The sequence below is a fragment of the Okeania sp. SIO3I5 genome, assembly GCF_010672085.1.
Taxonomy (GTDB): Bacteria; Cyanobacteriota; Cyanobacteriia; order Cyanobacteriales; family Microcoleaceae; genus Trichodesmium.
Genome location: NZ_JAAHHT010000037.1, coordinates 25,051 through 37,036, shown reverse-complemented (window position 1 = coordinate 37,036; position 11,986 = coordinate 25,051). Strand labels below are relative to the sequence as shown.

General features: G+C 36.9%; 9 protein-coding genes and 1 pseudogene. 6 read left to right on the top strand and 4 right to left on the bottom strand.

Going from position 1 to position 11,986, the window contains the following annotated elements:
- The coding region (locus F6K40_RS11475) for a hypothetical protein (protein ID WP_293135683.1) at nt 1-201 on the top strand (201 nt) is incomplete at its 5' end.
- A gap of 451 nt (nt 202-652) precedes the next feature.
- Here the strand turns inward: F6K40_RS11475 and F6K40_RS11470 are convergent.
- The 3 genes from F6K40_RS11470 to F6K40_RS11460 all read right to left on the bottom strand — a co-directional run bounded on the left by F6K40_RS11470 (nt 653) and on the right by F6K40_RS11460 (nt 4,443).
- Nucleotides 653-889, bottom strand: a complete 237-nt coding sequence (locus F6K40_RS11470; RefSeq protein ID WP_293135680.1) for a hypothetical protein — start codon at nt 887-889, stop codon at nt 653-655.
- 86 nt (nt 890-975) lie between these two features.
- Nucleotides 976-3,201: a hypothetical protein gene (locus tag F6K40_RS11465; protein WP_293135678.1), complete on the bottom strand. Its 2,226-nt coding sequence runs from the start codon at nt 3,199-3,201 to the stop codon at nt 976-978.
- A gap of 699 nt (nt 3,202-3,900) precedes the next feature.
- A complete protein-coding gene (locus tag F6K40_RS11460; protein ID WP_293135676.1) occupies nt 3,901-4,443 on the bottom strand; it encodes a hypothetical protein in 543 nt (180 codons plus the stop codon).
- A 455-nt stretch (nt 4,444-4,898) separates the two neighbouring features.
- Here F6K40_RS11460 and F6K40_RS11455 point away from each other — a divergent pair, with 455 nt between their 5' ends.
- From F6K40_RS11455 to F6K40_RS11440, 4 genes and pseudogenes are all read left to right on the top strand, one after another.
- Nucleotides 4,899-5,993 carry a glucose-1-phosphate thymidylyltransferase gene (locus F6K40_RS11455; RefSeq protein WP_293135674.1) on the top strand — a complete coding sequence of 365 codons (1,095 nt, stop codon included), beginning with the start codon at nt 4,899-4,901 and terminating at the stop codon, nt 5,991-5,993.
- A 469-nt stretch (nt 5,994-6,462) separates the two neighbouring features.
- Nucleotides 6,463-9,048, top strand: a complete 2,586-nt coding sequence (locus F6K40_RS11450; RefSeq protein ID WP_293135672.1) for a putative Ig domain-containing protein — start codon at nt 6,463-6,465, stop codon at nt 9,046-9,048.
- Between the two features lie 622 nt (nt 9,049-9,670).
- A pseudogene (locus F6K40_RS11445) lies at nt 9,671-10,123 on the top strand (glycosyltransferase); the annotation flags it as partial.
- 36 nt (nt 10,124-10,159) lie between these two features.
- A complete protein-coding gene (locus tag F6K40_RS11440) occupies nt 10,160-10,537 on the top strand; it encodes a glycosyltransferase family 2 protein (RefSeq protein WP_293135670.1) in 378 nt (125 codons plus the stop codon).
- 195 nt (nt 10,538-10,732) lie between these two features.
- Here the strand turns inward: F6K40_RS11440 and F6K40_RS11435 are convergent, their stop codons facing one another.
- Nucleotides 10,733-10,855, bottom strand: coding sequence for a hypothetical protein (locus F6K40_RS11435; protein WP_293135667.1), 123 nt, complete (start codon nt 10,853-10,855; stop codon nt 10,733-10,735).
- On the opposite strand from F6K40_RS11435, the gene F6K40_RS11430 reads away from it, so the two are divergent.
- Entirely contained in the window at nt 10,845-11,927 is a 1,083-nt protein-coding gene (locus F6K40_RS11430; RefSeq protein WP_293135665.1) for a glycosyltransferase family 4 protein, read from the top strand. The genes F6K40_RS11435 and F6K40_RS11430 overlap by 11 nt on opposite strands.
- Nucleotides 11,928-11,986: the final 59 nt, after the last annotated feature.

The following is an 11,986-nucleotide window of genomic DNA, read 5'->3' as shown; positions in this document are numbered from 1 at the left end:
AAAAAATCCCACACCAAAATTTTCCATCCATCCCTCCTGAGCAGAAAACCGCCAACATTTTCATTCTCTGAAGCTCCTGAAAAAAATCGCGCCTCAAAGAATTTTCGGTTGCATCCTGGAAATTTTTGTGATATCGTAAAGTTTAGATGGAGTCACTCGCCCCTACCCATGACTTTTTATTCAACTAAATTTCCTAAATAAAACACAACCAAGTATTCAGGAATTTTGCCAGAAGTAATGCAGAAATATTTTCATTTTGTATAGCTTCCGAGTAATCCTTGTTTTCCCCCATCAAAAATTTCCATCCATCGCTCCTCAGTAGAAAATTACCAACATTTTCATTTTCTCAGAGCTACCTAAAAAAATCCCGCACCAAAATTTTCCATCCATCACTCCTGAGTAGAAAATCACCAACATTCTCATTCTCTAAAGCTCCTGAAAAAAAAATCGCGCCTCAAAGAATTTTCGGTTGCATCCTCGAAATTTTTGTGATATCGTAAAGTTTAGATGGAGTCACTCGCCCCTACACATGACTTTTTATTCAACTAAATTTCCTAAATAAAACACAACCAAGTATTCAGGAATTTTTCCAGAAGTAATGCAGAAATATTTTCATTTTGTAGAGCTTCCCATCAATGCTTGTTTTCCCTCGTCAAAAATTTCCATCCATTTCTCCTGAGTAGAAAATCACCAACATTCTCATTTTCTGAGAGGTAATGAAAAAATCCCACACCAAAATTTTCCATCCATCCCTCCTGAGCAGAAAACCGCCAACATTTTCATTCTCTGAAGCTCCTGAAAAAAATCGCGCCTCAAAGAATTTTCGGTTGCATCCTGGAAATTTTTGTGATATCGTAAAGTTTAGATGGAGTCGCTCGCCCCTACGCATGACTATTTATTCAACCAAATTTCCTGGCCTAAGAGACAATAAAAGATATTGCTAGAGCAAAACTACAAACTTCCAGGAAATTTTCTCTACTTATTAACAACTAGATCATTAATTATCCATCCACATTTATCAGTTAACTTATTACTGTCAATACTCAAAATTTCCAGAAGTAGATAAACAGAACTTTTACCCGCAAGAGAAAAAATCAAATCAGAAGTAACTCCAGGAAAATAATTCTTAGCAGTTGTATCCAGCAAATTTCCTTGCTCATCTAACAGAGAAAACCTAACAGATAAACCATTACATTCTTGGTGCAGAAAATCCAACTTACCAGTAATTTTTACAGAAGAAGATAAATCTCCTAAATAGAGAAAATATTTAGATGTTTCTTTAGTAACATCTGCCGGATCTGTCATTAAATTATAACCATCATCAGAAACTTGAATAACTGCCGAATAATTATAAGTAATATAAGGAGATTGACTTAAACTCATCCAGTCTAACTGTCTCCCCGGACGTTGCGGAACTTCTTTTTGCATTGCCGATAAAGTTTGTACAGCAGTCGCTATAGAAGTCGGACGAATTCTTTGATAAAAACTAACAGTAACCCCTCCATCTAAAACAAATTCTTCTGGCAATTTTCGGAAATCTTGAGCAATAGGTAAATTTTGAGAAAAAGCATCATAGACAAACTTAACTAAATCTTGTTGCCCTGGTTTTAAGACTTGTTCATCAGTCAATAATACTTTCTGAAATGGAGTGGCAATAACTACATATTGTGCTGCTAATAATTCTGGCAATGGGTAAGTATCGCGGGTGTCAATATGTGGTTTACTTATTGCTCTTAAATTCGACCAATTTTCAGGATTAATTATCCGGTTAGAGTTTCTAATAATATTGGCATTAAACTGATTTGAGGAAGCAGCTACATATACTAATTCTCGATTCGGTGCTAAGTTACTTAGATATTTAGTCAGACTCAAAACTTCATCGTAGTCGGAACGAATTAATGAGGAAAAATTACTGGCAAATATTGGGCGTATGGGGTTATTGAATTTGCCGATAGGAGTTAAACCAAAGATGAGATTAATAATTAGATATATTCCGGTAATGCTGAGAATGATTAATTTAGTTTTGCCTCGAAAAGTATAAATAGTTATCCAGATAAATGAGGTAATTCCTAAAACTATTATCGGCGTCAAATGTAGAGAGTAATGAATATTGCCATAGCGGAGCAAAATCAACCATTCAGCTAAAGAAAATATTCCGAATAATAAGAGGAAAATCGTAGTAGATGGAATTAAAAATTTTCTCAGAATACCTACAGAAAATCCTATGGCAACTAATAGTAAGGTTATTAATCCATAAAAACAGGCATAACGCCAGAATATGTCAGGTATTGATAAACTCCAAGCAGCATAAAGAGTTCGATAATTTTCTGTCAAAGAACTTTGGATAAAACCCCAAGCAAAAATTGATATAGTTAGGAAAGAAGTTAGGGAAATAAGGCTAATTTTTATGCCACTTTCTAACAAAGTCCCCCTTTCCAAGGGAGATTTAGAGGAATTGAAAGTCCCCCTTTCCAAGGGGGATTTAGGGGGATTGACTGTGGGAATTGCAAATTTGAAATTAGTCAAAGAGTCGAGGATAACTTGACAACTAATAGCAGCAAGAAAAGCTATGGCGCTATAAGCAAAATGTCGTCTTAAAACTATAGATATTCCCAAACAAATTCCTATTATTGGAATTTGCCACCAAGCAGTTAATCTAATATTTTTTAAGTAAAATAAAATCCCCAATAAAATAGGTAAAGTCGCTCCAATATCCGGATATCCTCTTAAACTCGGACTCCAACTCATAGGTATTAGTAAAGCGATCGCTACTGTTGACCAAAATACCCATCGAGGATAAATAGGAATTAGTTTTGTAGCTATTGCTCCTATCAATAAACTGAAGGGTAATAGATAGACAAGATTAAGACTCAGGATATAAACTATTCTGTGGTTGCCAAAAATATAGAGAAATGGAATTAATGGCAATGTAATTAGATAATTTTTTTGTTGAGATAAAGAACCTAAAATATCATCAATAGCTCTTTGGGTAGATGCTCGAAATAAATTTGTTAGATTATTTGCAGCGTTTTGATATCCTACAAAATCCCACCAATAAATTGTATGTTCATTGGAGACATATATTGATGTGATAGAAATAATTATCAAAACTACAGTCAAGAAAAGAATTAGATTAATCAAAAAGCTAGACTGTGAATTAAATTTAGTATTTAATGAGTTGAAAAAGGAGTTATTTTTCATATTTTATAGCTGATTTTGTAAGCATTCAGCTATCAGCTATTAGCTATTAGCTATTTCTGAAAAAACTGTAGGGGTTTGGTCTCCCAACCCATTAATGCTGAACGCTTACGACTGTTTAGGGAAAATTATATTCTACTATCAGTGATAAATTATATAGTCATCTTAAATGATTTGTGCAAAAAACTGTAGGGGTTTGGTCTGCCAACCCAAGGGTAAATTAGAGAAATTATCTTCTACTATCAGTGATAAGTTACATAAAAATCCTCAATGATTTGTGCAAAAAACCGTAGGGGTTTGGTCTCCAAACCCAGTCTCCAAATCCAGTATTAATCCTCAATAATTTATCAAAAAAAACCGTAGGGGTTTGGTCTCCAAACCCAGTCTCCAAATCCAGTATTAATCCTCAATAATTTGTGAAAAAAACCGTAGGGGTTTGGTCTCCAAACCCAGTCTCCAAATCCAGTATTAATCCTCAATGATTTATCAAAAAAAACCGTAGGGGTTTGGTCTCCAAACCCAGTCTCTAAAAACCGTAGGGGTTTGGTCTCCCAACCCAGTCTCCAAACCCAGTATTAATCCTCAATGATTTATCAAAAAAACCGTAGGGGTTTGGTCTCCAAACCCAGTCTCCAAACCCAGTATTAATCCTCAATGATTTATCAAAAAAAACCGTAGGGGTTTGGTCTCCAAACCCAGTCTCTAAAAACCGTAGGGGTTTGGTCTCCCAACCCAGTCTCCAAACCCAGTATTAATCCTCAATGATTTATCAAAAAAACCGTAGGGGTTTGGTCTCCAAACCCAGTCTCCAAACCCAGTATTAATCCTCAATGATTTATCAAAAAAACCGTAGGGGTTTGGTCTCCAAACCCAGTCTCCAAACCCAGTATTAATCCTCAATGATTTATCAAAAAAACCGTAGGGGTTTGGTTTCCAAACCCAGTCTCCAAATCCAGTATTAATCCTCAATAATTTGTGAAAAAAACCGTAGGGGTTTGGTCTCCCAACCCAGTCTCCAAATCCAGTATTAATCCTCAATAATTTGTGAAAAAAACCGTAGGGATTTTGTCTCCAAACCCAGTCTCCAAATCCAGTATTAATCCTCAATGATTTATCAAAAAAACCGTAGGGATTTTGTCTCCAAACCCAGTCTCCAAATCCAGTATTAATCCTCAATGATTTATCAAAAAAACCGTAGGGATTTTGTCTCCAAACCCAGTCTCCAAATCCAGTATTAATCCTCAATGATTTATCAAAAAAACCGTAGGGGTTTGGTCTCCAAACCCATTGGTACTGATAACTGATTTTAAGGGTATAAAAAACATCAACTTTAGTATTTCAATCTGGATGCTTCAGCAGTCGATACTGATAATTGATAACTAATAGACCTCTTGCAAAAGTAAAAAATTCAATCAATACTAGCTCTGAAACAAACAATTTCATCTCCTATTGCCTATTGCCTATCGCTTGACTTCTGCAAGAAGTCTAATAACTGATTAAGTTTGTGTTAGACTACAATAAAATTTTGCCCAAAAACATAAACTATAGCAATATGAAATGATTTGTGAGAAAAACTGTAGGAATTTAGTTTCCAAATCCCATTATGTTTACTAGGGTTTGGATACCAAACCCCTACGATAAAATCTTACAACCTATTTAGGATTGCTATACCGCAAAAATCTATAATTGGAAATATTAACATGAAAGCATTAATTCTCTCTGGTGGAAAAGGAACAAGATTACGTCCTCTTACTTATACAGGAGCAAAGCAATTAGTACCAGTAGCCAATAAACCTATTTTATGGTATGGAATTGAAGGTATTGTAGCAGCAGGTATTATCGACATCGGAATTATTATTAGTCCAGAAACCGGAAAAGAAGTACAAGAATTAACAGGAAACGGCGAAAAATTTGGAGCGAATATTACTTATATTCTCCAAGAAGAACCGGCAGGTTTAGCTCACGCTGTTAAAATTGCTCAACCATTTTTAGAAGATTCTCCTTTCATTATGTATCTCGGAGATAATATTATTGAAAGTCAGCTTGGGCAATTTTTAGATACTTTTAAACAAAAACAATTAGATGCTTTAATTCTGTTGCGCAAAGTTCCTAATCCTACTGCTTTTGGTGTAGCTAAAGTAGATGAAAAAGGAAAAGTTTTAGGATTAGTTGAAAAACCTAAAGTTCCACCATCAGATTTAGCACTTGTGGGTGTATATTTCTTTTCTAATCAAATACATAATGCTATTTCTAATATTAAACCTTCAGCTAGAGGAGAATTAGAAATTACTGATGCTATTCAATATTTAATAGACCAACAAATTTCCGATGAAAATCGGGAAATTTCTGTGGAAGCACGCACCTTAGAAGGTTGGTGGTTAGACACTGGTAAAAAAGATGATTTACTTAGTGCAAATCAAATTATTTTAGATACTCGTATAACTAATTCAGTAAATGGAGAAATAGATTCTCAAAGTCAAATTATTGGCAGGGTAAAAATTGGTGAAAATACAAAACTAATTAATAGTAGCGTTCGTGGTCCGGTAATTATAGGTGATAATTGTCACCTAGAAAATTGTTTTATCGGTCCTTATAGTAGTATTGCCGATGATGTAACTTTAATTGATGTTGATATAGAACATAGTGTCATATTACAAGGAGCAAAAATTATTGAAATTCATCAACGTATTGTTGATAGTTTGCTAGGACGTCGTGCCCAACTAATTAATGCTCCACAACGTCCTAAAGCATTACGGTTTATGATTGGAGATGATAGTCAAATAGAATTAACATAATTAGACTTGACCGAAACAATTAAACAATTAAATAATTAGATAATTCAGGTTTAAAGCCTCCCCTTGAAAGGGGAAGAAAATAAATTTTTTCCTTTTAGTCAATCCTCTCCCTTTTAGGGAGAGGTAATTATCCATTATCCATTATCCATTATTGAAAGATGCTCTCTTAATTCAGCAACGATTGAGTATAACACAAAGTAAAGACTTTGGAGCCAACGTGTCTACAGGAAGATCATTTTTTTATAAACGGTAAAACCTAAATTTTTCAATCCTAAATTTACCCCAATTTTTTATTTGACTTTTTTCCTAAAATTCTCTTAACTATAGATTGGATAGATTCATCGCAACAGTCAAAAAAACTAAGAATAACGATTGAGGTAATAAAGACATAAATGTCCCTCATCTCAATCTGAAGTTATTTGCTTGCCTGCTCGTGATTAATGGTTAACAACAATAACTGAGTTTAAAAGTGGTCAAACAACTTTGTAAGTCTCTAATAGCGCTATTAATGGCGATCGCCTTCACGATCGTCGGGTCTGATATAGCTCAGGCCACATCCAATACCGTCAAATATACAGAAAATGGCCTACCGATTTCAATTAACAGTGGCCTCAACTTTTCTGGTGGTTTACAATATGCAGATGGTGAACTGCGGTTTAGTCTCAAGAACGGTACCTCCAACGACCAGTTAAACCTAACCAGCGCCAGCAACTCCACTGCCAAAGGAGCAATCTCAGTAGATAATTGCGGCAGTATTTTTCTAGGTAATGGGTCTGGTACTAATCGTATTGGTTCAATCCTGGAGACTGAAGACGGCACTAATGGCAAACCCTTAACCATTCGTTTCTCCAATCCCCTAACCAATGCCGGGTTTGAAACTGGTGACTTAACCGGTTGGACGGCCTTTAAAGAAAATTATAATACTGTCCAAAATCTTGATGGTCAAAGTATTGACTACGATTTCAGCAAAAGTGGTCTTGGCACTGGCACGGGCAACATTATTGTCTCTACCCCCTCTGACTCTAAACCTACCTACACCATTAGTATCACAGAGGAAACTGTAGGGAGTGGCAACTACGCCTTGCGCCTGGTCAGTAGTGGTCACATCAATAAGCCCCGTGGTAGCGATCGCCCCTCGGGCAATGGTTCTCTCCACGGCCCTTATGTTCGTAGTGATTCCTTTGAAGCCTTTACCGGGGACAGCATCACCCTAGATTTCTCTGCCCAAAAAGGAGATGATGCCTACGAAGTTTTTGGCTTTTTAATTGAAGCAGGTAGCGACAAAAGTTTCGGTACTGCGGACGACACCCGCACTGAACTATTCTCTAAGCGTGGAGACAAAGTTCCTTTCAATTCAGTCAGTGCCACTATTCCCAAAGATGGTCAGTACCAGTTTGAATTTGTTTGTGGTACTTATGATAAAACTGGTGGACTCGCCGTCGGTGCAAGCCTGTTTATAGATAACGTGCGTTTGGTTTCTGCCACTTCGATCTCGGATGATGTGATACAAAACATTACCGATCAGGTCACCTATAACAATATTTCTAACAACCCCAATACTGATACCCGTTACCTGAACATCACTCGCAAAACTGCTAATAATAAGACAAATTCTACTACAGTAGATCTTCTGTTGACAGCAGTGAATGATGATCCCACAATCATCACGAATGATGGTGCTACCGTAAATGAAGGAGAATCTGTAACAATTACAGATGCTAACCTCAAGGCAACCGATCCAGATGACGACGATGCTGACTTGATATACACTCTGAGTGCTAAACCTAGTCATGGCAGTATTCAGGTTTCTGGACAAAATACCACTCAGTTTACCCAAGCTGATTTGAATGCAGGTCTTGTCACCTACATTCACGACGGCTCAGAAACAATTGCCGATAGCTTGAGTTTTGAGTTAGCGGATAGTGGCAAAGATGGAGTTACTCCAATTGTAGGAACGTTTAACTTGAATGTCATTCCTCAAAATGACATCCCAGTAGTGGTGAATGCCATTGACGATCCAATGACTTACTCCCGCCGTCCTTGGAATTTCCCTATTCCCAGCAATAATTTTGAGGATGCAGATGGGGATAACCTAGAGTTAACTGCTAGTTTAGCTAATGGTGAACCTTTACCTGCTTGGTTGAGCTTTGACTCTGATACAGGAATATTTAGTGGTACTCCCAGCAATGCTGACGTGGGAACCCTTAAGTTAACTGTTACTGCAAATGATATCCAGGGTGGCAAAGTCAGTACTGGTTTTGTTTTAACTATTGAGCGTGGTAACTATCCTCCCGAAGTAGTTAATCCTCCTGCCGATCAAAGCGCAGTGATGACTCAACCTTTAAGTTTTACCGTCCCCGCAACAACGTTTAGCGATGCGGATAACGATCCACTTAGCCTCAGTGGCAGTTTGGCGAATGGCGCTGCTTTACCTACTTGGTTAAGCTTTGATCCCGCAACAGGAAAATTCAGCGGTACTCCAGCTAAAAGCGATATCGGTACCCTTTATTTGGTAGTAACTGCAGATGATGGACAGGGAGGACAAGTGAGCGATAGCTTTAGCCTCAATATTAAATCCTTACTCTCCCTAAAGGAAACCTACACCAACCCTGACAACGGGCACATTTACTTCTTAACCAAAGCTGCGACTTGGACTAATGCCCAAACTGAAGCACAAGAGGTAGACGGCAACCTCGTTACCATCAACGATGAAACTGAACATGACTGGCTATGGGGCACCTTTGGCACTGCCGAGCAATTCTGGATAGGTCTCAATGATGTCAATGATGAAGGCACTTTTAGCTGGATTAGTGGTCAAGATTTTGACTATGAATACTGGCATCCCATCAAGCCTGACAGTGGTGATTATGGTGGTGAAGACGAAGATTATGTCGTTATGAATTGGCGCGATATCCGTGAGCCTGGGGATGGTTGGGCTGATGTAGAAAACGACGGTCCTAACTACGGCGATCCTGTTCCTGGCATTGTTGAGGTTGAACCGGAAAGCCTCGATTATTCTCTCAATGGTGATTCTGATTCTACTGTTTGTGATTAAATCTAAGTTGTTGATTCACTAAGACACTGTTTTTAACGAAGTCAGAAGTCAGAAGTTGACGCATATAACGGGGATTTTAGCAAGGCTCCAAAAACATTTCGCCTTAAAAGTCCTTGCTCTAAACCCAATTATTTTGGTAAATAGGAATTCAGTATTTAAGCAACAGTTATACTTGTATTATACTTGTATGGTTGCTGCCTAATATACACAGGACTTACGCAGAACCACCATATCTAGTAGAGGGCGAATGCCAGAAAGCCCCTACATAAGGTGTATGATTTATAATTTTGCGTAAGTCCTGATACAGCAGTTTTCATTTTGGTAGCACAGTAGGGACGTTGCATGCAACGTCCCTACTAGGCTATAGCAATCCGCACATTGGTCGTGACAATTTTTATAATAGACATCTCCAGAAAAGGATGTCTAATATCATGTCCGGTTGAATAGTTATTGTATAGTTGGGAGTAGGGGAGTAGGGGAGTAGGGGAGTAGGGGAGATTGAATACTGACAGGACTTACGCAAATTCTTAGACAATGCGCTATCCCTAGGGGGCGAATACCCAGATATGGCAGTTCTGCGTAAGTCCTGATCAAGTAAGCTTGTAAATTAGGAGAAAGTCATATAAATACTAACTCTATATACTTCCTAACAGTTAACTACTATTCAACGGAGTTAATTAAAAAATTAATCAATTCAATCCAATTAACTTCTCACCTATTTCAAAAAATTATCATTATTAATAACTCAACCGATGATAACTCTATCTATCAACTCCAAAGCAACACCATAATTATTATCAACTCAGAAACTAATTTAGGATATGGTAAAGCGTGCAATTTAGGATTAAATTGGATTTATACTCAAAATCCCCAAGCAATAGTTTGGTTAATTAATCCCGACGCTTATCTATTACCTGATTCTCTGGAAAAAGCACATCATTTTTTAGCTAAAAATCCAGAAATTTCCATATTAGGAACAACCGTCTACGAACCCACAGGTAAAATTTGGTTTGGTGGTGGAAAATTTATTCCCGAAACTGGCAAAATAATTGCTAATGAATTTATTTCCAATACAGAAAAATCAACCACAGATTGGGTAACAGGATGCAGTATGTTAATCAACCTCAAAAAGTTTGAAAACTGCCCTCAATTTGATCAAGATTATTTTTTATATTATGAAGATTTTGACTTCTGTAGACGTTATGTAAAACAAGGTCATAAAATAGCGATCGCTAAAACAATATCTATAGTTCATCAACCATCTTCTATTACCAATAAAAACCCAGAATTAAAACTTGAGTATAGTATTTATAGTTATCTATTGAGTTTAGAAAAACATACAAATAAATCAGTTTTAATATATAGATTACTGAGAATTACTATAGTAGCTTTATTTTACCTACCAATAAATTATAAAATAGCTAGTATTAAGCTCAAAGCCATTAGGAAATTTATCAGACATAATTTTAGGTTGGGTAGAACGAAGTGAAACCCAACAAAGTATTGTTTAATTAGACGAATTTTTGTCTTATCTGAACCAGTTTCGCTGAAAATGTTGGGTTTTTCCGTTGGAAATGCTCCGCAAACGTTCCTCAACCCAACCTACAGTATTTAAAATTTTGGTAGGTTGGGTAGAACGAAGTAAAACCCAACAAAGTATTATTTGATTGGAGGAATTTTTATCTTAAATCCAAGCTACACTTATTGCTGGACTCTTAATCCGTATATCCGTGGCATAATCGGTGTGAGCCGTGGCATAATCGGTGTGAGCCGTGGCATAATCCGTATGAGCGCAAATGTCTAACAAACTTATAATCAATCTATCAGTATTAATTCCCCAACCTACAGGAATATCCGTCTACGCTAATAACATTCTGCCCCAACTTCAGCAACTTAATCCTACTTTGCTAATTCCTAATAAAATTCCTAATTTTAACTGCCATCTCATCCCTAATAATATGACCCCCGCTCAGGGAACTAAAGGTCATTTACGACGATTATTTTGGACTCAATTTCAACTGTCAAATATCTATAAAAAATTACAAGCAAATCTACTTTTTTCTCCCCTTCCAGAAGCGCCATTATATTCTCAGTGTCGTTATATTGTCATGGCTCACGATTTAATTCCTTTGCGTTTTCCTAAACCTGGTTCTCGCTTAACTGCTTATTTCAAATATTATATTCCTCAAGTATTAAATCAGGCAGAACATATTGTTTGTAATTCTCAAGCAACGGCAAAAGATATTACCGATTTTTTCCAAATACCACCTCGAAAAATTACTCCTATTCCTTTAGGTTATGACTCTCAAAAATTCCAATTTTTAGACTTACCTAGCAAAAATTATTTTCTTTATCTCGGTCGCCACGATCATTATAAAAATCTGCATCGGTTGATAGAAGCATTTGCTAATTTACCTAATTTTTCCGAGTATGAATTATGGCTTGCCGGACCTACAGATAATACTTATACACCCACCTTAAAAACTCAAATAAAAGAACTAGAATTAACAAATTTTGTCAAATTTCTAGACTATGTTCCCACAACAGAATTACCTAAAATAATAAATCAGGCGATCGCTCTGGTTTTTCCTAGTCTGTGGGAAGGATTTGGTTTTCCCGTATTGGAAGCAATGGCGTGCGGTACTCCAGTTATTACTTCCAATATTTCATCCCTGCCAGAAGTTGCTGGAGATGCAGCTATTTTGGTTAACCCGAAAAATGTGGGAGAAATAACAGATGCCATGAATATTATTGCTAAAGATGGAGAGGAGCGATCGCGCCTCTCCACCTTAAGTGTAGCTAGAGCTAAGGAGTTTAGTTGGGAAAAAACTGGTTTAGCTACTAGACAGATAATTCAGAATTATCTGATTAAGGTTTAAATAATTGGAGCGATCGCTCCGTAAGGGTTTCAAGAAGAGTTAGGATAGCCTCATCATTA

What these genes read in the sequence shown, in the direction of transcription:
- F6K40_RS11465 (WP_293135678.1), bottom strand. Translation starts at nt 3,201, where the DNA reads ATGAAAAATAACTCCTTTTTCAACTCATTAAATACTAAATTTAATTCA.
- F6K40_RS11440 (WP_293135670.1), top strand. Translation starts at nt 10,160, where the DNA reads ATGTTAATCAACCTCAAAAAGTTTGAAAACTGCCCTCAATTTGATCAA.
- F6K40_RS11430 (WP_293135665.1), top strand. Translation starts at nt 10,845, where the DNA reads ATGTCTAACAAACTTATAATCAATCTATCAGTATTAATTCCCCAACCT.
- F6K40_RS11470 (WP_293135680.1), bottom strand. Translation starts at nt 889, where the DNA reads ATGCGTAGGGGCGAGCGACTCCATCTAAACTTTACGATATCACAAAAA.
- F6K40_RS11455 (WP_293135674.1), top strand. Translation starts at nt 4,899, where the DNA reads ATGAAAGCATTAATTCTCTCTGGTGGAAAAGGAACAAGATTACGTCCT.